At 74.2% G+C, this 19,994-nt stretch carries 13 protein-coding genes, 1 tRNA gene and 3 pseudogenes; 12 read left to right on the top strand and 5 right to left on the bottom strand.

Annotation, left to right across the window (positions count from 1 at the left end):
- The first annotated feature begins 201 nt into the window (after positions 1-201).
- The 8 genes and pseudogenes from OG422_RS11010 (at position 202) to OG422_RS10975 (ending at position 10,041) form a co-directional block, all read left to right on the top strand.
- Positions 202-972: pseudogene (locus OG422_RS11010) on the top strand (extracellular solute-binding protein).
- Complete coding sequence (locus OG422_RS11005; protein ID WP_405742335.1) at positions 969-1,148, top strand: hypothetical protein; 180 nt, start codon at positions 969-971, stop codon at positions 1,146-1,148. The pseudogene OG422_RS11010 and the gene OG422_RS11005 overlap by 4 nt, the downstream one beginning before the upstream one ends.
- Positions 1,100-1,210, top strand: a pseudogene (locus tag OG422_RS11000) (sugar ABC transporter permease); the annotation flags it as partial. The gene OG422_RS11005 and the pseudogene OG422_RS11000, both read left to right, overlap by 49 nt.
- A 218-nt stretch (positions 1,211-1,428) precedes the next feature.
- Positions 1,429-2,092 (top strand): annotated as a pseudogene (locus tag OG422_RS10995) (carbohydrate ABC transporter permease).
- 12 nt (positions 2,093-2,104) lie between these two features.
- Complete coding sequence (locus tag OG422_RS10990; RefSeq protein WP_405742333.1) at positions 2,105-3,787, top strand: beta-N-acetylhexosaminidase; 1,683 nt, start codon at positions 2,105-2,107, stop codon at positions 3,785-3,787.
- 280 nt (positions 3,788-4,067) lie between these two features.
- The gene (locus OG422_RS10985; protein WP_405742331.1) at positions 4,068-4,964 is read left to right on the top strand and encodes an FAD binding domain-containing protein; all 897 of its coding nucleotides are present in this window, start codon (positions 4,068-4,070) and stop codon (positions 4,962-4,964) included.
- Positions 4,961-7,699 carry a 2Fe-2S iron-sulfur cluster-binding protein gene (locus OG422_RS10980; protein WP_405742329.1) on the top strand — a complete coding sequence of 913 codons (2,739 nt, stop codon included), beginning with the start codon at positions 4,961-4,963 and terminating at the stop codon, positions 7,697-7,699. The genes OG422_RS10985 and OG422_RS10980 overlap by 4 nt, the downstream gene beginning before the upstream one ends.
- Positions 7,696-10,041 carry a xanthine dehydrogenase family protein molybdopterin-binding subunit gene (locus OG422_RS10975; protein WP_405742327.1) on the top strand — a complete coding sequence of 782 codons (2,346 nt, stop codon included), beginning with the start codon at positions 7,696-7,698 and terminating at the stop codon, positions 10,039-10,041. Before OG422_RS10980 ends, OG422_RS10975 begins: the two co-directional genes overlap by 4 nt.
- 204 nt (positions 10,042-10,245) lie before the next feature.
- On the opposite strand, the gene OG422_RS10970 is transcribed toward OG422_RS10975, so the two are convergent.
- Positions 10,246-10,317, bottom strand: a tRNA-Cys gene (locus OG422_RS10970).
- 400 nt (positions 10,318-10,717) lie between these two features.
- Here OG422_RS10970 and OG422_RS10965 point away from each other — a divergent pair.
- The 4 genes from OG422_RS10965 to OG422_RS10950 all read left to right on the top strand — a co-directional run bounded on the left by OG422_RS10965 (position 10,718) and on the right by OG422_RS10950 (position 16,040).
- A complete protein-coding gene (locus OG422_RS10965; protein ID WP_405742325.1) occupies positions 10,718-12,235 on the top strand; it encodes an MFS transporter in 1,518 nt (505 codons plus the stop codon).
- A gap of 175 nt (positions 12,236-12,410) precedes the next feature.
- Positions 12,411-14,207, top strand: a complete 1,797-nt coding sequence (locus tag OG422_RS10960; RefSeq protein ID WP_143942393.1) for a DEAD/DEAH box helicase — start codon at positions 12,411-12,413, stop codon at positions 14,205-14,207.
- Between the two features lie 314 nt (positions 14,208-14,521).
- Positions 14,522-15,163 carry an IclR family transcriptional regulator gene (locus OG422_RS10955; RefSeq protein WP_143942392.1) on the top strand — a complete coding sequence of 214 codons (642 nt, stop codon included), beginning with the start codon at positions 14,522-14,524 and terminating at the stop codon, positions 15,161-15,163.
- Positions 15,164-15,260: 97 nt separating this feature from the next.
- A complete protein-coding gene (locus OG422_RS10950) occupies positions 15,261-16,040 on the top strand; it encodes a S16 family serine protease (RefSeq protein ID WP_405742323.1) in 780 nt (259 codons plus the stop codon).
- 119 nt (positions 16,041-16,159) lie between these two features.
- Here OG422_RS10950 and OG422_RS10945 read toward each other — a convergent pair whose 3' ends face one another.
- The 4 genes from OG422_RS10945 to OG422_RS10930 are packed head-to-tail and all read right to left on the bottom strand — an operon-like array spanning position 16,160 to position 19,980.
- Entirely contained in the window at positions 16,160-17,170 is a 1,011-nt protein-coding gene (locus OG422_RS10945) for a glycine betaine ABC transporter substrate-binding protein (RefSeq protein WP_405742321.1), read from the bottom strand.
- The gene (locus OG422_RS10940) at positions 17,170-18,057 is read right to left on the bottom strand and encodes an ABC transporter permease (RefSeq protein ID WP_405742319.1); all 888 of its coding nucleotides are present in this window, start codon (positions 18,055-18,057) and stop codon (positions 17,170-17,172) included. The genes OG422_RS10945 and OG422_RS10940 overlap by 1 nt, the downstream gene beginning before the upstream one ends.
- Positions 18,054-19,340 carry a betaine/proline/choline family ABC transporter ATP-binding protein gene (locus OG422_RS10935; RefSeq protein WP_405742317.1) on the bottom strand — a complete coding sequence of 429 codons (1,287 nt, stop codon included), beginning with the start codon at positions 19,338-19,340 and terminating at the stop codon, positions 18,054-18,056. Before OG422_RS10935 ends, OG422_RS10940 begins: the two co-directional genes overlap by 4 nt.
- Positions 19,333-19,980: an ABC transporter permease gene (locus OG422_RS10930; RefSeq protein WP_405742315.1), complete on the bottom strand. Its 648-nt coding sequence runs from the start codon at positions 19,978-19,980 to the stop codon at positions 19,333-19,335. Before OG422_RS10930 ends, OG422_RS10935 begins: the two co-directional genes overlap by 8 nt.
- Positions 19,981-19,994: the final 14 nt, after the last annotated feature.

Genomic DNA, 19,994 nt, shown 5'->3' with positions numbered 1-19,994 from the left:
CTCGGCCTCCTCCGGCCTCGGTTCTGCCGGTCTCGGCCTCCACCGGCCTCAACCTCTTCCGGTCCGTGCGTACACCGGCCCGTATCGACTGGTGGAGACCTCTGGAGAACCCTTGTCCGACCGGGCAACGCCCCTTAACCTCCTCTGAGTTGTGCACTGCGAAACGTTTGTTGCGTATGTTGCAACACTGGGGGTCTCGTCATGTACCTCTCCGCCCGTCCGGCCGCCGCCGGAGCGGCGCTCGCCCTGACCGCCCTCACCGCCACGGCGTGCGCCCCGTCCACCTCCGGTGGCGCCGCCGGGGGCGACTCCCGGACCGGCACGCTGCGGGTCTGGCTCTTCCGGGAGGTCGGCAACGCCCCCAAGGAGAAGGTGGTCCGGCAGGCCGTCGCCGACTTCACCGCCGCCCACCAGGGCGTCAAGGTCGCCGTCGACTACATCCCCGTCGATACCCGCGCCCAGCGCGTCGAGGCCGACCGCCGTCGCCGCGGGGCGCGCCGGGATGGCATCCGGCGGCGACTTCAACCACCGGGCCGTCGACTCCGGCAAGGTCAAGGGCGTGTACGGGTCGTCCCGCTGCCCGGCCGGAAGAAGGGCGAGATCGCCCCGGCGTTCGCGGGCGGCAACAACATCGGCGTGCTGCGCAGCACCGGCCACCGCACCCTCGCCGTCGACCTGACGAAGCGGCTGGCCGGAAAGGAGGCGCAGCGCGGGCTCTTCGACGCGATGGGCTTCCTGCCGACCTTCACCGATGTCCGCGCCGAGGCCGCGAAGCGGCGGCCCTGCGTCAAGCCGTTCGTCGACACCCTCGACGCCGGGGCCGAGTTCGTGCCCGTCACCCCCGGCTGGGCCACCGTCGACGCCTCGCTGGTGCTGCCCACGATGTACCAGCAGATCGTCAGCGGCCGGAAGAGCGTCGACGCGGCGGCCGCCGAGGCGGCCCGCGCCATGGACGGGGCCTTCCACAAGTGACCGCCCACCGCAGCGGGCCCCCCGCCGCCCGCGTCCGCCCCCGCGTCGCGCCCCGCGACCCCGCCCGGCGCCACGGCGGCTGGACCCCCTGGCTCTACCTCGCCCCGGCCCTCGCCGTCCTCGGCGCGCTGCTCAGTACAGCCTCGGGGCGGCGATCGGCGTCGTCATGCTGCTGATCCTGCTCGGCGTGACCCTCGTCCATCTGCGGCTGCTGCGCCGTCAGGGGGAGGAGCTGTGAGCGCTTCGCGTATCGGGGAGGCCGACGCGGGCGGGTCCGCCCGTTCCGGCCGGGGTGCCCGCGTGCCGGCGGCCCGCACCGGCCGACCTGCCCGCAAGGCTCGCGTCGGCGGGCCCACCCGTACCGCTTGCACCAGCCGACCTGCTCGTACCACTCGCACCGGCGGGCCCCGCCGAGGCCCCCGCCGCCCGTGGCGGCTCGCCGCCGAGGCCGCGACGTTGCTGATCGCCGCCGTCGTCGCCTTCCCCCTCTACCGGATGGTGCTCTCCGCCTTCAAACCCGACGCCGAGGTGCAGCCGGACGCGCCGCGCCCCTGGACGCTCGCGCCCTCCCTCGACGCCTTCCGGCGCGTCTTCCCACAGCAGGACTTCGGCCGCTACTTCCTCAACAGCCTCATCGTCGCCGGGACGGTCGTCGTCGCCTCCGCGCTGATCGCCTTCCTCGCCGCCACCGCCGTGACGCGGTTCCGCTTCCGCTTCCGCACCACGTTGCTGATCAGGTTCCTGATCGCGCAGACGGTGCCCGTCGAGGCGCTGACCATCCCGCTCTTCTTCCTTCTGCGCGACCTCGGCACCGCCGTACCCGGCATCAGCCTGAACACCCTCGGCTCGCTTCCCGCTCGTCCTCCCCGGACTCGTCGCCACCAGCGTCTTCTCCGCCATCTCCACCTGGAACGACTTCCTGTTCGCCAAGTCGTTCCTGATCAGCGCCACCGAGAACTCCACCCTGCCGATGGCACTGCTCGTCTTCTTCAAACCCGACGAGAACGACTGGGGCGGCATCATGGCCGCGTCGACCGTGATGACCCTCCCCGTCCTCGTCTTCTTCGTACTCGTACAGCGCCGACCGGTCCCGGGCCTCGGCGGCGCGGTGAAGGACTGAAGGGTTCAAGGCATGCATCCCCACCCCGTAGGACACCCCGGCACACCCGACCACGCCGTCATTCCGCTTCCGCTCCGGACCGAAGCCCTTCCGGACGGCGACGCGTTCGTCCTCGACGCGGCCACCGGCCTCGACGCCGGGCCCGGCACCGAGGACACCGCCCACTGGCTGCGCACCACCCTCGGCTCCGCCACCGCCCTGCCGCTGCCCCCGCACCACGACGGCTGCCGCGGCCGCATCCGGCTGCGCACCGACCCGGACCTCGCGCGCCGTCTGGGCCCCGAGGGCTACCGCCTCACCGCCGACGGCTCCCTCCTCGCGATCGACGGCGGCGGCCCGGCCGGGGTCTTCTGGGGCGCGCAGACGCTGCGTCAGCTCCTCGCCACCGACACCGCGGACGTCTTCCGGCGCGCCCCCACCACCCCGGACACCCGCGCCCGGTCGCTGCCGCCGCTGCGTATCGAGGACGCCCCGCGCTTCGGCTGGCGCGGCATGATGCTCGACGTCGCCCGGCACTTCACCCCCAAGGACGGCGTACTGCGCTGGATCGACCTGCTCGCCGCCCACAAACTCAACGTCCTGCACCTGCACCTCACCGACGACCAGGGCTGGCGCGTGCCCATCGACCGCCACCCCGAACTCACCCGCACCGGCGGCTGGCGCGCCCGTACCAAACTCGGCCACCGCGCCTCCCCGCTGTGGAGCGACATCCCGCACGGCGGCCACTACACCAAGGACGACCTGCGCGAGATCGTGGCCTACGCCGCGCGGCACCACATGACCGTCGTCCCGGAGGTCGATATCCCCGGCCACTCGCAGGCGGCCATCGCCGCGTACCCGGAACTCGGCAACACCGATGTCATCGACACGACCTCCCTCTCCGTCTGGGACACCTGGGGCGTCAATCCGAACGTACTCGCCCCCACTGACAACGCCGTCCGCTTCTACGAGGAAGTGCTGGAGGAGGTGCTGGAGCTGTTCCCGTCGCGCTATGTGCACCTCGGCGGCGACGAATGCCCCAAGGACCAGTGGAAGGCGTCCGACACCGCGCAGAAGCGCATCGCCGAGCTGGGAGTCGACGGCGAGGACGGCCTCCAGAGCTGGTTCCTCGGCCACTTCGCCCGCTGGCTCGCCGACCGCGGCCGGTGCCTCATCGGCTGGGACGAGATCCTGGAGGGCGGCCTGCCCGAAGGCGCCGCGGTCTCCTCCTGGCGCGGCTGCGCCGGGGGCGTCGCCGCCGCCCGCGCCGGTCACGACGTCGTCATGTGCCCCGAACAACAGGTCTATCTGGACCACCGTCAGGACGCCGGGGCGAACGAGCCGGTGCCGATCGGTTTCGTCCGCACCCTGGAGGACGTCTACCGCTTCGAACCCGTCCCCGACGCCCTCACGGACGCGGAGGCGGAGCGGGTGCTCGGCACCCAGGCCAATGTCTGGACCGAGGTCATGGACAGTCAGGAGCGCCGCGACTACCAGGTCTTCCCGCGGCTGGTGGCGCTCGCCGAGGTCGCCTGGTCCCGGCTGCCCGCGCCCCCGGACCGCGACTACCAGGAATTCACCCGCCGGATGACCGCCCACTACCCGCGCCTCGACGCGCTCGGCGTCGCCTACCGCCCGCCCGGTGGCCCCCACCCCTGGCAGAAGCGTCCCGGGCTGCTCGGACGCCCGATCGACGGGCCGCCCCCGAACGTGTGAGCCGCCGTACGACCGGGGCGCCCGTCCCGGGCCGGACGCCCGGTCGGCCCGGGGCGTGACGGGCGCCCCGGCGCACCCGTCACGCCCCGCGCCACCACCGCCGTTCGGGCCCGCCGTGGCGGACGAAACCGGACCAGCGTGCCGTTCGGGACGGAACACCGCTTCGTGGACCCTCGCGCCGTGCCCCCGCGAGAATGTGCCAGAGTTGCCACGTCCGGACCGTGAGCACGTACCGTACGGCGAGCGGAACTGCCGGGACACCGGGGAAGGGGCAGCTGGCTTGACCACGCACGCACCGCAGGCGTCGCACACGGTGACGTTGCCGGCCTCGCTCGACGAGGCGGTGGCGGCCCTCGCCGCCATGCCCGCCGCCGTACCCGTCGCGGGCGGCACCGACCTCATGGCGGCGGTCAACGCCGGACTCCTCAGACCCGCGGGCCTCGTGGGCCTCGCCCGGATCAGTGAAATCCGCGGCTGGCAGTACCAGGACGGCCACGCCCTCCTCGGCGCCGGACTCACCCTCGCCCGCATGGGGCGCCCCGACTTCGCCGCGCTGATCCCGGGGCTGGCCGCCGCCGCCCGCGCCGCCGGGCCCCCGCAGATCCGCAACGCCGGGACGCTCGGCGGCAACATCGTCAGCTCCGCGCCGACCGGCGACACCCTGCCGGTCCTCGCGGCTCTGGAAGCCACCCTGATCATTGCGGGCCCCGGGGGCGGCCGCCGCGAGATCCCGGTGAGCCATCTGCTGGCCGGGCGCGAGATGCTGCGCCCCGGCGAACTCGTCGGCTACGTCCGGGTGCCGCTGCTGCACGCCCCGCAGACGTTCCTCAAGGCCACCGGGCGCACCGGCCCCGGCCGTGCCACCGCCTCCGTCGCGCTGGTCCTCGACCCGGCGCGGCGCGGTGTGCGGTGCGCCGTCGGTGCGGTCGCCGCGATGCCGCTGAGGCCCCTGGAGGCCGAGCAGTGGGTGGCCTCCCTCATCGACTGGGACGGCGAACGCGCCCTGGTCCCGGAGGCCCTGACGGCCTTCGGCGACTACGTCGCGGCCGCCTGCATCCCCGACCCGGCGCCGCCGCAGGACGGCTCCGAGCCACAGACCCTGCCGCCCGCCGCGCTGCATCTGCGCCGTACGGTGGCGGCCTTGGCCCGCCGCGCACTTGGGAGGGCGCTCTCGTGAGCGACGACAACCGCAGGCACCGGCCCGAGCAGGGCTGGCAGCCGCTGCCGCAGGGCGGCGAGTACGAGCAGGAGGCCACGGCCTTCGTGCAGCTGCCCGAGGGGTTCACCACCGCGGCCCTCGGCGGCGATTACTACCCCCCGGGCGCCGACCCGCTCGCCGCGCCCGGTCACGGCTACGTCCCCCCGGCCTCCTTCACCCCGCCGATCCCCGGCGCCGGTACCGACCCGTCGGCCACCGGCCAGTGGACGATGCCGTTCGCCGACCCCTCCGCCGGGTACGCCGACCCGTCGGCCGGATACCCCGCCCACACCGGCCGGGCGGCCGGGCCGACGGGCACGCCGCCGCACGGCACCCCGTGGGGCGGCGACCACGTCGAATGGCCGGTCGCGGGCGGCACGGACGCGTCCGGTGGCACCGGCCAGTGGACGGTCCCGGGCGCCCCTGACGACCTGTTGGAGGAGTCCGGCGAGTACCTGGTCGACGACGGCCGGACGGCCCCGCACGCCCAGGGCCCCACGGGCGGCTATCCGGCCACCGGGTACCGCACCGGCTACGACACCGCCGTCCCCGGTGGCGACACCTACGGGGACGGCGGTCACCCGGCGCCCGACCCGTACGGGTACGGCCCGTCCGGCAACACCTATGGCGGCCAGGGCGGCTACGGCGGCCATCCCGCGCCGCAGGACCCGCTGTTCGGCGGCATCGCCGAGGAGCTGTACCCGCAGAGCGGCCCCGCCGACCATGGCGTGCCCCGGGACACCGCCCACGGCACCGGCGACGCGTACACCACCGGCGCGGCCGCCCCGGAGGCTCCGGCGCCCGCGATGCCCGGCGGCGGCAGCGGCCACTGGTCATTGCCCGCCGACGCGCTCGCCCAGTGGCCACCGGCCGAGGGGACCGCGCCCGCCCCGGAGGCGCCGGGCCATGTGCCTGCTCCGCAAGCGCCGGTCCAGGTGGCCGATGCTCCGGCGGACACGGGCTCCTGGACGGTTCCGGCCGCCGGTGAACAGCCCGATGTCGCTGGCGAGTTCCCGCTCGACGCGGTACGTGACGGGGCGTACGAGGCGTACGCCGGGTACGGCACGTCTGGTGACGAGGCGGCTCACCCGGGGGTGCCGGAGACGGCGCACGGCGAGGCGCCGCACGCTCCTGGCGAGCACGGTGCGCCCACTTCCGCCGAGCACGGTGCGCCCACTTCCGTCGAGCAGGGTGCGTCCGCTCCGGCCGCGCACGGTGCGGACGCTCTGACCGAGCATGGTGCGCCCGTCCTGGAGGGGCACGGTGTACCTGCTCCCGCTGAGCACGGCGTGCCCGCCCCTGTCGGCCACGGCGTGGACGCCGTCCCGGACCCGGCGGTGCCCGTCGGGGAGACGCCCGTCGCTCCCGAGCCGCACGCCGCCCCGGAGGAGTATCCCGCCGCGGAGCCGTTCGCCGGGGACGCGCCGTACGCCCCCGGGGAGCCGCACGTACCGCAGGCGGGTGCCGCGCCCGTGGACGGCGCCGGTGGCCTGCCTGCCGCCGACGCCCCGGGCGCCCCGGCGCCGGAGCCCGTCGAGCCCGGCGCACCGACGCAGCCCGCCCAGGAGCCCATCGCCGAGCCCCTTGCCGAGCCTGGTACGGCCGTTCACGGCACGCCGCCGCACGGCGTCCCCGTGCCGGAGGCCGCCCCCGTCGCGGACGACGGCTCCGTGGTGCCGCCCCCCGGCGACCACATCGCCACCGGGTCCGCCGCCGAGGCCACGCTCCCGGACGGCGCACCGGACACCGCCGCCCCCCTGAGTCCCGAGGCAACCGCCGAGGCGGAGGCGGCAGTTGATGCCGCCGAGGCCGCCGCCGGGCTGCCCGGGAACGACGCCCCGGGCCCGGCCCACCCGGCCGCCCCCGGGGAGCCCGACGCCGCCGCACCCGAGGGCCCCGAGACCGGCCCGGAGACGGCCGGTCAGGAGGCAGTCGCCCCCGAGGCAGTCGCCCCCGAGGCCGTGACCGACGGCTCGCCCCAGGTGCTGCCGCACTCCGGCCCGGACACCGCCGGGGCCGACGCGTACGCCGAGGAGCACCCGCACGCCTCGTACATGCTGCGCGTCAACGGCGCCGACCGGCCGGTCACCGACGCCTGGATCGGCGAATCGCTCCTCTACGTCCTGCGGGAGCGGCTCGGGCTCGCCGGGGCCAAGGACGGCTGTTCCCAAGGGGAGTGCGGCGCCTGTTCCGTCCAGGTGGACGGGCGGCTGGTCGCCTCCTGTCTGGTACCCGCCGCCACCACCGCGGGCAGCGAGGTCCGCACCGTCGAAGGGCTTGCCGAGCACGGCCGTCCCTCCGATGTGCAGCGTGCCCTCGCCGACTCCGGCGCCGTTCAGTGCGGGTTCTGCATCCCGGGCATGGCGATGACCGTGCACGACCTCCTGGAGGGCAACCACGCCCCCAGCGAGCTGGAGACCCGGCAGGCGCTCTGCGGCAACCTCTGCCGCTGCTCCGGGTACCGCGGGGTGCTCGACGCCGTCGACACCGTCGTCACCGCCCGCCGCCAGGCCGCCGAGGACGCCGCGGAGGCGGAGGCGCCCGAGGGCGCCGCGCACATCCCGCACCAGGCGGGCCCCGAGGACCACGCCCCGCAGGGGGCGCACGAGCAGGGCCCGCACGCCCCGGCCGAGCGCAGTGGCGCCCCGGCCGGCCACGACCCCGACGAACCCCACGGTCCGGACGCACCGCACCGGACGGGAGGCCCTGCATGAGCGGCACGACCGACGCAGCCACCGCGACGCCCGCCGCCGGGGTGCCGATCCCGCCCGTCGAGCCGCCGCCGCACGGCCTGGGCGTCTCCCTGCCGTCCGCCGACGCGTCCGCCAAGACCCAGGGCACCTTCCCGTACGCCGCCGACCTCTGGGCCGACGGGCTGCTGTGGGCGGCGGTGCTGCGCTCGCCGCATCCACGTGCGCGGATCGTCTCCCTCGACACCCGGCAGGCCGCCGAACTGCCCGGCGTCCGCGCCGTCGTCACGCACGCGGACGTCCCCGGGGATGCCGGGCACGGCCGCGGCATCGCCGACCGCCCGGTGTTCGCCAAGGACGAGGTGCGTTACCACGGCGAGCCGATCGCCGCGATCGCCGCCGACCACCCCGACACCGCCCGGCTGGCCGCCGCCGCCATCGCCGTCGAGTACGAGCTGCTGGACCCGGTCACCGACCCGCAACTCGCCTTCGAGGCCGAGCCGTTGCACCCGGACGGCAACCTCATCCGGCACATCCCGCTCCGCTTCGGCGACCCGGAGGCCGTCGGGGAGGTGATGGTCGAGGGGCTGTACCGCATCGGCCGTCAGGACCCCGCCCCCATCGGCGCCGAGGCCGGGCTCGCGGTCCCGCGGCCCGACGGCGGCGTGGAGATCTACACCGCCTCCACCGACCCGCACGCCGACCGCGATCTGGCCGCCGCCTCCTTCGGCCTCGACCCGGAGCGCGTCAAGGTCGTGGTGACCGGCGTGCCCGGCGCCACCGGGGACCGCGAGGATCCCGGCATCCAGATCTCCCTGGGCCTTCTCGCGCTGCGTACCGGCTGCCCCGTCAAGCTCGCCGCGACCCGCGAGGAGTCCTTCCTCACCCACGCGCACCGCCACCCGACGCTGCTCCGCTATCGCCACCACGCCGACGCCGAGGGCACGTTGGTGAAGGTCGAGGCGCAGATCCTGATGGACGCCGGCGCCTACGCGGACACCTCCGCCGAGGCGCTGGCCGCCGCCGTCTCCTTCTCCTGCGGCCCGTACGTCGTCCCGCACGCCGTCATCGAGGGCTGGGCGGTCCGCACCAACAATCCGCCCTCCGGCCATATGCGCGGCGAGGGCGCGATGCAGGTCTGCGCCGCCCACGAGGGCCAGATGGACAAGCTCGCGGCACGCCTGGGTCTGGAGCCGGACGAGATCCGGCGGCGGAACGTCATGGCCACCGGCGATCTGCTGCCCACGGGCCAGACGGTGACCTGCCCCGCGCCCGTCGCCGAACTGCTGCGCGCGGTCACCGAGGCGCCGCTGCCGGACCTGCCCAAGGACACCCCCGCGGCGGAGTGGCTGCTCCCGGGCGGCCTGGAGGGTGCGGGCGAGCCGGGCGCGGTGCGCCGTGGCGTCGGCTACGCGCTGGGCATGGTGCACATGCTGGGAGCGGAGGGCGCCGACGAGGTGTCCACCGCGACCGTCAAGGTCAGCGGCTCGGTCGCCACCGTCATCTGCGCCGCCGTGGAGACCGGCGGCGGCTTCTCCACGCTGGCGCGGCAGATCGTGCAGGAGACGCTGGGCGTCGAGGAGGTGCACGTCGCGGGCGTCGACACCGATCAGCCGCCCGCCGGACGCGCCTGCCACGGGCGCCACACCTGGGTCTCCGGCGGCGCCGTCGAGCGGGCCGCGAAGATGGTCCGTACGCAGCTGCTGCAGCCGCTGGCCCACAAGTTCGGGATGTCCACCGAGCTGCTCCAGATCACCGACGGCAAGATCACCTCGTACGACGGGGTGCTCTCCACCACCGTCGCCGAGGCGCTGGACGGCAAGGAGCTGTGGGCCACCGCCCAGTGCCGTCCGCATCCGACGGAGCCGCTGGACGAGTCCGGGCAGGGCGACGCGTTCGTGGGGATGGCGTTCTGCGCGATCCGCTGCGTCGCGGACGTCGACATCGAACTGGGCACCATCCGCGTGGTGGAGATGTCCGTGGCGCAGGACGTCGGGCAGGTGCTCAACCCCCGTCAGCTGCGGGCCCGGATCGAGGCCGGGGTCACCCAGGGGCTGGGCGCCGCGCTGATGGAGAACCTGCGCACCACGCGCGGCCAGGTGCGCCACCCGGACCTGACCGGCTACGCGCTGCCGACGGCGCTGGACGCGCCGGACATCCGCATCGTCCACCTCGTCGAGGAGCGCGATGTGGTTGCCCCGTTCGGCGCGAAGGCCGTCAGTGCGGTGCCGGTGGTGACGGCCCCCGCCGCGGTCGCCTCCGCGGTCCGCGCGGCCACCGGCCGCCCCATCGGCCGCCTCCCGATCCGTCCGCAGGCGGCGGTGGCACAGAGCGCGCAGGGCACCCCGCAGGGAGTTCAGGGGTAACGGCCTGGGGGCCGTAAGCCCCCCGACGCGCCTGAAGGCGGTCCCCGCCGAGGTCGGGGCCGCCTTCAGGGGGTACGGGCGTCCGTTCCGGGGCGGTGCGTGGAGCACGACGACGCGACAGCGCGCCGCCCGCGGAACGAACGCCACGAGGGCGGTCCACCCGCAGCGGGACCGCCCTCGGTGAGTCCCTGATCAAGGGACCGGAGGCCGTGGCGGGAATCGAACCCGCGTAACTCGCTTTGCAGGCGAGTCCCTCAACCACTCGGGCACACGGCCGGGATGAGGCGATGCCCTGACTGTAGGCAGGTTCGTGCGGGCCCCGGAAGGGTTCGGTGCGGCTTGCCATGAGGCCGCAACACGGGGCACACGTACGGCAATACGTGGCAATGCACAGCAATGCGGGGTTCATGGGGGAGCCGGTTTCCGAGGGGGGACCGGCCCCGGGGCGTGCCGGGGCGGGCTCCCGGGCGGGCACGGCGCGCCGGGCCGATCGCGTACGGAGTGCCGGGTCCGGCGCTCACGGGGCGGGTACCGGGGCGCGTAGGAAGCCCCGGGCCGCCCGGGTACCACGGCACGAACGGATCCGGACGTAGGACCCCCGACCGACGAAAATCCCCGTCCGATGTCCCCTCCGGCGACAGGGGCCATCCGGCGTGTCGGCCCTTACGCTGGCCCGATGACCGCCGACCCCGCGCGCGACACCGACGTCGCCGCCCCAGCCGCCACGCCGCCCGCCTCCGCCGTCACGGACTCCGCCGGGGACCGGCGCGCTCCGGACGCCGGGCCGCCCGGCGACGCCCCGGGCATCCTCGGCCGGGGGTACCGGGCGCTGACCCTCGGGATCATCTCGGTGGTGTCGCTGATCGCCTTCGAGGCGAGTGCGGTGAACACCGCGATGCCGGTCGCCGCCCGTGCGCTGCACGGCATCGGGCTGTACGCCTTCGCCTTCTCCGCGTTCTTCACCACCAGCCTCTTCGCGATGGCGCTGGCGGGGGAGTGGAACGACCGCCGGGGGCCGCTCGCGCCGCTGTTCACCGGTATCGGCGCGTTCGGCGCCGGACTGGTGATCGCGGGCGCGGCGCCGACCATGGTGCTGTTCGTCGCCGGGCGCGGGGTTCAGGGGCTCGGCGGCGGGCTGGTCATCGTCTCGCTGTACGTCGTCGTCGGCCGGGCCTATCCGGAGCGGCTGCGTCCGGCGGTGATGGCGTCGTTCTCGGCGGCGTGGGTGCTGCCGGTGATCGTCGGCCCGCTGGCCGCCGGGAGTGTCGCCGAACACCTCGGCTGGCGCTGGGTCTTCCTCGCCATCCCGGTGCTGGTCCTGCTGCCGCTCGCGGTGATGCTGCCCGCGCTGCGCGCCCTGCCGCGCGAGGCGCCGGGCCCGCGCGGTGGTCTCGGTGCGGTGCTGCGCAGCCGCCGCGCCCTCCTCGCGCTGGCCGTCGCGGCGGGCGCCTGGCTGCTCCAGTACGCGGGCGGGCATCTGACGCCGTACGCGGTGCTCCCGGCGGCCGCGGGGCTGGCGCTGTTGGTGCCCGCGGTGCGGCGGCTGCTGCCCCGGGGCACGTTCCGGGCGGCGCGGGGTCTGCCGACGGTCGTCCTGATGCGCGGGCTGGCGGCCGGCGCGCTGGTCGCCGCGGAGAGCTTCATCCCGCTGCTGCTGGTCAGCGAGCGCGGCCTGTCCGCCACCCTCGCCGGGCTCTCCCTCACCGGCGGCGGCCTGACCTGGGCGCTCGGCTCGTACGTCCAGAGCCGCCCGGGGTGCGAGCCGCACCGGGAGCGGCTGATGGGCGTCGGCATGGCGTTCCTGGCGCTGGCCATCGCGGCGGTGCCGCTGGTGCTGTCCGACGCGGTCCCGGTGTGGACCGTGGCGGTGGCCTGGACGCTCGGCGGCTTCGGCATGGGGCTGAACATCTCCAGCGGCGGGGTGCTGCTGCTGAAGCTGTCCCGGCCCGAGGAGGCGGGCGCCAACTCCGCGTCGCTCCAGATGGCGGACGCGCTCGGCAACGTCGTCCTCGTCGGCCTCGGCGGCGCCCTCTTCGTCGCCTTCGGCGGCGGCTCCCCGACCACCCCGGCCCCCACCCACACCGCCACCGCCTCGCACCCCGCCGCCTTCCTCGCCGTCTTCGCCACGATGGCCGTGGTGGCGGCCACGGGCGCGGCCCTGGCGGGACGGCTGCGGGCGGGGGAGAGCCCGTAAGGGAGGCCGGTACGGGAGCCCGTAGGGGGAGCGGCGGGACCGGCCGTCGGGGTGGCGCGGTGCGGTGTGAGGTCGGTCCCACCCCCGGCGTCGGGGCGGCCGGAACGCCTCGCCCCGCCGCCCCGCACCGGTAGGCTGACGCGGTTGCCGATCGCCGAGCCAGCCGACGGAGACCGTGACTACCACCACCAGCGCCACCAGTAATCACCACCTGTCCCCGGCCTTCCCCGGCCGGGCCCCCTGGGGTACCGCGAACAAGCTGCGTGCCTGGCAACAGGCGGCCATGGACCGGTACATCCAGACCCAGCCCCGGGATTTCCTCGCCGTCGCGACCCCGGGGGCCGGAAAGACCACCTTCGCGCTCACCCTCGCCTCGTGGCTGCTCCACCACCACGTCGTGCAGCAGGTGACCGTCGTCGCCCCGACCGAGCACCTGAAGAAGCAGTGGTCGGAGGCGGCCGCGCGGGTCGGGATCAAGCTCGACCCGGAGTACAGCGCGGGCCCGCTGGGCCGCGAGTACCACGGCATCGCGATCACGTACGCCGGTGTCGGCGTCCGCCCGATGCTGCACCGCAACCGCATCGAACAGCGCAAGACGCTGGTCATCCTCGACGAGATCCACCACGCCGGTGACTCCAAGTCGTGGGGCGAGGCGTGCCTGGAGGCGTTCGAACCGGCCACCCGGCGGCTCGCGCTGACCGGTACGCCGTTCCGTTCCGACACCAACCCGATCCCCTTCGTCACGTACGAGGAGGGTAACGACGGCATCCGGCGGTCGTCGGCCGACTACACCTACGGCTACGGCAACGCCCTCGCCGACGGCGTCGTCCGCCCGGTGATCTTCATGTCGTACAGCGGCAACATGCGCTGGCGGACGAAGGCGGGCGACGAGATCGCCGCCCGGCTCGGTGAGCCGATGACCAAGGACGCCGTCTCGCAGGCGTGGCGGACCGCGCTGGACCCGCGCGGCGACTGGATGCCGAACGTCCTGCGCGCCGCCGACCAGCGGCTCACCGAGGTCCGCAAGAGCATCCCGGACGCCGGGGCGCTGGTCATCGCCTCGGACCAGGAGCAGGCGCGCGCGTACGCCAAGCTGATCCGGGAGATCACCGGGCGCGGCGCCACGCTGGTGCTCTCCGACGACAGCGGCGCCTCGCAGCGCATCGACGACTTCGCCGCCTCCGACGCCCGCTGGATGGTCGCGGTCCGGATGGTGTCCGAGGGCGTCGACGTGCCGCGTCTGGCGGTCGGCGTGTACGCCACGACGATCTCCACCCCGCTCTTCTTCGCGCAGGCCGTCGGCCGTTTCGTACGGTCGCGCAAGCGCGGCGAGACGGCGTCGGTGTTCCTGCCGACCGTCCCGATGCTGCTCGGCTTCGCCAACGAGATGGAGGTCGAGCGCGACCACGTCCTCGACAAGCCGAAGAAGGACGCGGACGAGGACCCGTACGCCGAGTCCGAGAAGGAGATGGACGAGGCCAATCAGGCGCAGGACGAGGACACGGGCGAGCAGGAGCAGTTCTCGTTCGAGGCGCTGGAGTCGGACGCGGTCTTCGACCGGGTGCTCTACAACAGCGCCGAGTTCGGCATGCAGGCGCACGCGGGCAGCGAGGAGGAGCAGGACTACCTCGGCATCCCGGGGCTGCTGGAGCCGGACCAGGTGCAGATGCTGCTCCAGAAGCGGCAGGCGCGGCAGATCGCGCACAGCAAGAAGAAGCCGGCCGAGGAGGCCGATCTGCTGGAGCTGCCCGCCGAGCGGCGCCCGGTGGTCAGCCACAAGGAGATGCTGGAGCTGCGCAAGCAGCTGAACACGCTGGTCGGCGCGTATGTCCACCAGAGCGGCAAACCGCACGGCGTGATCCACACCGAGCTGCGCCGGGTCTGTGGCGGCCCGCCCAGCGCGGAGGCCACGGCCGGTCAGCTGACCGAGCGGATCAAGAAGGTCCAGGAGTGGGCCACGCGGATGCGCTGAGCGCGCGGCGGTGAGTGACGGAGAGGCGGTGCGCCCGGCGCGCCGCCTCTCCGCGTCAACGGCTGTGTGCACAGGGCAAGTTACCCGCGGGTCGGATGGGATATTGCGAACATTCCGGACGGGAACGACCGGATTCTGGACGGGGACTTTCGCTGAGCGGACTGGCTCGCTACTGTCCGGTCACGCACACGCCCCGTGGCAGCGCCGCCGCGGAGCGCAGCCGGTGCATGCAGCCGGCGGCCTCTTGCGCGCGCTGCACCGGGACCGCAGCGCCCCGCGCCGATGAGCCGCCACTTCGACCAGGAGGGGGCGTCGTGACCGCGGAGACCTCCCAGACGCTCGACCGGGGACTGCGCGTCCTCAAACTGCTCGCCGACACCGACCACGGCCTGACCGTCACCGAGCTGTCCCACAAGCTCGGGGTCAACCGCACCGTGGTCTACCGTCTGCTGGCCACGCTGGAGCAGCATGCGCTGGTCCGCCGCGATCTCGGGGGCCGGGCCCGGGTCGGTCTGGGCGTGCTGCGCCTGGGCCGCCAGGTGCATCCGCTGGTCCGGGAGGCGGCGCTGCCCGCGCTGCGCGCGCTGGCCGAGGACGTCGGCGCCACCGCGCATCTCACGCTCGTCGACGGCACCGAGGCGTTGGCCGTCGCCGTCGTGGAGCCGACGTGGACGGATTACCACGTCGCGTACCGGGCCGGGTTCCGGCATCCGCTGGACCGCGGCGCCGCCGGGCGGGCGATCCTCAAGGCCCGCCAGGGCCGCATCCAGGACGCCGGGCTCGCGCTGACCCATGGCGAGCTGGAGGCGGGCGCGAGCGGCGCCGCGGCGCCCCTGCTCGGGGTCAGCGGGATCGAGGGCAGCGTGGGCGTGGTGATGCTCGCCGACGCGGTCTCCGAGCGGATCGGGCCGCGGGTGGTCGACGCGGCGCGGGAGGTCGCGGAGGCGCTGCGCTGAGGCCGCCGGGTGGCGCACGCCGCCCGGCGCCCGTGGGGTGGGCCCGCGCCGGGCGTGCGGTGCGGGGCCCGGGTCGGGGGTCCTCTAGGGTGGCGGGGTGTCCTCCCGCGTTCGTGCCCTGACGATCTGTGCCGCTCTGGTCCTCGCCCTGCTGGTGACCGCCGCCCTTGCGCCGCTGCCGTACTCGCTGGCGTATCCGGGGCCGACGGCGAACGTCCTCGGCGACAACAAGGGGAAACCGGTGATCACCATCTCCGGCGCCGATGTCCGCCGGACCAGCGGGCAGCTGCGGATGACGGCGATCGTCGCCACCGGGCCGGACGCCTCGGTGCATCTGCCGGATGTCATTCGGGGCTGGTTCCGCACGGACGAGGCGGTGATGCCGTCCGAGTCGGTCTACCCGGTGGGCAACAGCACCAAGGAGGTCGCGCAGCACAACGCCGACGAGATGCGGAAGTCGCAGGACGCGGCCGTCGGCGCCGCGCTGGGCCATCTGCACCGTTCGGCCCGCGACGTGAAGGTCACCCTGCGGTTGGCGGACATCGGCGGGCCGAGCGCCGGGATGATGTTCGCGCTGGGGATCATCGACAAGCTCGACGGGGACGGCGCCGGGGGTGATCTGACCGGCGGCCGGACCCTCGCCGGTACCGGCACCATCGAGACCGACGGCACGGTCGGCCCGGTCGGCGGGGTGCCGCTGAAGATGCGGTCGGCGCACCGCGACGGTGCCCGCCTCTTCCTCGTCCCCAAGGCCGAGTGCTCCCAGGCGCTCGCCGAGCAGCCCCGCGGGATGCGGCTGATCCCCGTCACCACGCTGAACAGCGCGCTGAACTCGCTCAAGGCGCTGAAGAGCGGCGGGGCGGTCCCCAGCTGCTGAGGCGGGGCGTGCGGGGAGGCGTTCGCGCCCCGGCGCGAGGCCCCGGCGCGAGGCCCCGGCGCGTGCGCCCGCCCGCGCACCGCGCCCGCCCCGGTTCGCCCGCCGGGCCCGCCCCGGCCTCACTTCTCCGTGATGAACCCCTTCGCGATCAGCCACTCCTTGGCGACCTCGTGCGGGTCCTCGCCCTCGACGTCGACCTGGGCGTTCAGCTTCCGGGCGACGGTGTTGTCCAGCGCCTTGGTGACGGGCGCGAGGAGCCCGGCGATCTCCGGGTACTTCTCCATCGTCGGCGCGTACATCTCGGGCGCCGCGTTGTAGTTCGGGAAGAAGTGCTTGTCGTCGGCGAGGACGGTCAGGTGCATCGCCTTGATCCGGCCGTCGGTGGTGTAGACCTCGCCGAAGGTGCAGGCGGTGCCCTGTGCGGTCTGGGTGTAGACGACGCCGCTGGTCATCTTGTGGACGTTGCCCGGCGGGAGGTTCATGCCGTACCGCTTCGCCATCCCGGGCAGCCCGTCGTTGCGGGCGGCGAACTCGCTGTCCACGCAGAGGGTGACCGCGCTCGGGTCCTTCTTGAGCAGCGCCGCCATGCCGGAGAGGGTGGTGACGCCGTACTTACGGGCGTTGGCGCGGTTGAGGGTGAACGCGTAGGTGTTGTTGAGGCGGGCGGACGGCAGCCAGACGAGGCCGTTGGCCCGGTCGGCGTCGCGGACCGCGACCCACTGCTGGTACGGGTCGATGATCGGCCGCTCATGGCCGAGGTAGGTGATCCAGCCGGTGCCGGTGTACTCGTACATGCCGTCGGCGGTGCCGGTGCGGACCGCCTCGCGGGCGCCGATGCTGCCCTGGATGTTGGTCTTGTCGATGACGGTGGCCCCGGCCGCCTCGAAGACCAGGCCCATGATCTGGCCGAGGATGATGTTCTCGGTGAACTCCTTGGAGGTCACGGTCAGTTGGGCGCCCTTGAGGGGCTGGCCGCGGCCGAGGGTTCCGGGGCGGACGGTGTCGGTCATCGGGCTGCCGCTGACCAGCCCGCAGCCGCCGAGGAGGCAGACCACGGCGGCGAGGGCGGCGGCGCGGGCGGTGCGGCGCGGGCGGCGGTACGGGCGGCGGTGTCCGGGGTCCGGTGTCATCAGCGCGATACCTCCAGACCGTGCGGCCGCAGCAGCACTTCGGCGAGCGAGGCCAGCCAGTCGACCAGCAGCGCGAGCGCCACGGTGAGGACGGAGCCGAGGATCAGCACCGGCATCCGCTGGGTGATGATGCCCGCCGAGATGAGGTCGCCCAGGCCCCCGCCGCCGCCGAACGTGGCGAGCGTGGCGGTGCCGACGTTCAGCACCAGCGCGGTACGCACCCCGGCGAGGATCAGCGGGACGGCCAGGGGCAGTTCGACGCGGGCGAGCACGCCCGCCGGGGACATGCCGATGCCGCGGGCCGCCTCCGTCAGCGTCGGGTCGATGGCGTGCAGCCCGGCGATGGTGTTGGCGAGGACCGGCAGCACCGCGTAGACCACCATGCCGATGACGGCCGCCTTCGTGCCGATGCCCAGCCAGATGACGAGCATCACCAGCAGGCCCAGGGCGGGCACCGCCTGGCCCAGGTTGGCGACGGCGACCGCGAACGGCGTCGCGCGGCGCAGTGTGGCGCGGGTCAGCGCGATGCCCAGCGGGATGGCGATGATCAGGACGAAGAAGGTGGAGACGGCGGTCAGCTGGAGGTGCTGGCGCACCGCGAGGCCGACCTTGCCGTGGTCCACCGCCTGGTGGGCGATGGAGTCGAGGCGGGCGCCGCGCAACCACAGCCAGGTGGCGAGGAGCGTGGCGGCCAGGAACAGCGGCATGGCCAGCGCCCGCTGCCAGGTGATCCGGCGCAGCCCCTGGGGCGGCGCCGCCGGTACGGGGGCGGCCGTGGACCCGTGCTCCCGCTCGTGGACCTCGTCCCGGAACGCCAGGCCGTGCACCTCGTGTTCGCCCGGTGGCCGCTCGTCCCGGGGGGCGCGGCGCTCCTCGCGGGGGCTCACGCCGGGGCCCCCGCGCCGCCTTGGCCGCCCAGGCCCTCCTGGGCCATCCGGGTGCGGCGGGCCCGCTGTTCCTCCAGCTGGTGGCGGTGTTCGACGGCCTCCAGGCGGTCGGCCTCCAGCAGTTCGTGGACGTTGTTCATCAGCGTCTCCATGTCGACGACGCCGATGTACTCACCGCGCCGCCCGGTGACCGCGACCCGGCCCGCGTTGTCGGTGAGGACCGCCTCCAGCGCGTCGCGCAGCGTCGCGTCGCGGGTGACGGTGTCGTGCACCAGCGTCCCGGCGCGCGCCAGGGTCCCCTTCGCGCGCATCAGATCGCCGCGCCGCAGCCATTTGTACGGGCGGCGGTGGCGGTCGAGGAGCAGCACCTCGTTGGTGTCGCCGTCGCGCAGCAGGTCGAAGATGGACTGGAGCGGGTCGTCGACGCCCGCGGTGGCGAAGTCGACGACGCCGACGTCGCGTACGCGGGTGAGGTTGAGGCGTTTGAGGGCGGCACCGGCGCCGACGAAGCCGGAGACGAAGTCGTCGGTGGGGTTGGTGAGGATCGCCTCGGGGGTGTCGAACTGCGCGATGTGGGAGCGCTCGCGGAGCACCGCTATCCGGTCGCCGAGCTTGATCGCCTCGTCGAAGTCGTGGGTGACGAAGACGATCGTCTTGTGCAGCTCGTGCTGGAGCCGGATCAGCTCGTCCTGGAGGTGGTCGCGGGTGATCGGGTCGACGGCGCCGAACGGCTCGTCCATCAACAGCACCGGCGGGTCGGCGGCGAGTGCCCGCGCCACGCCGACGCGCTGCTGCTGACCGCCGGAGAGCTGGCGCGGATACCGGCCGTGGAACTCGCCCGGGTCGAGCCCGACGAGGTCGAGCATCTCCTCGACCCGATTCTTGATCTTCGATGTGGACCAGCCGACCATCCTCGGCACGAGCGCGATGTTCTGGGCGACGGTCATGTGCGGGAAGAGGCCCGAGGACTGGATGGCGTAGCCGACGGTGCGGCGGAGCTTGACCGGGTCCATGCCGGTGACGTCGCGGTCGCCGATGCGGATCCGGCCGGACGTCGGCTCGATCAGCCGGTTGATCATCTTCAGCGTGGTGGACTTCCCGCAGCCCGACGGGCCGACGAGGACGACCAGCTCACCGGCGTTGATCTCCATGGTGACGTCGTCCACCGCGGGCGCCGGACTGCCCGGGTAGTGCTTGGTGAGGTTCTCCAGCCGGATCCCGGCGCCGGAGGTGGCGGCGCGCGCGGCGGTCCCTTCGGCGGTGGGCACGGGCGTCTCAGGCACGGATCCCCCTGGGAATGGTCAGCCGTCCTATGAGGACGTACGCGGCGTCGAAGAGGAGGGCGAGGACGGCGATCCCGAGCGTGCCGGAGAGCACCTGGTTGAGGGCGTTGGCGCTGCCCAGCGACGCGATGCCGCGGAAGATCTCGTTGCCCAGACCGGGACCGGACGCGAAGGCGGCGATGGCGGCGATGCCCATCAGCATCTGGGTGGCGACGCGGATGCCGGTGAGGATCGGCGGCCAGGCCAGTGGCAGTTCGACGCGGAGCAGCTGGGCGGCGCGGGACATCCCGATGCCGCGCGCCGCGTCCACCAGCGTGGCGTCCACCCCGCGCAGCCCGACGATGGCGTTGCGGACGACGGGCAGCAGCCCGTACAGCGTCAGGGCGATGACGGTCGGGGCGACGCCGAGGCCGACGATCGGGATGAGCAGACCGATCAGGGCCAGCGAGGGGATCGTGAGGATCGTCGAGGTGGCGGTGGTCGCGAGGTTCCCGGCCCATTCGGTGCGGTACGTCGCGACGCCCAGCGCGACGCCCAGGACGGTGGCGGCCACCATGCACTGGAAGACCGCGCTGGCGTGCTGCGCCGCATCGGTCAGCAACTGGGCGTGGCGGCTGCCGACGTACTCCCAGAAGCTCACTGGCACCCTCCTCC

Origin of the sequence: Streptomyces sp. NBC_01525, from assembly GCF_045040405.1 — a bacterium.
Lineage (GTDB): Bacteria > Actinomycetota > Actinomycetes > Streptomycetales > Streptomycetaceae > Streptomyces > Streptomyces benahoarensis.
This window is presented reverse-complemented; position numbering and strand designations above follow the sequence as displayed.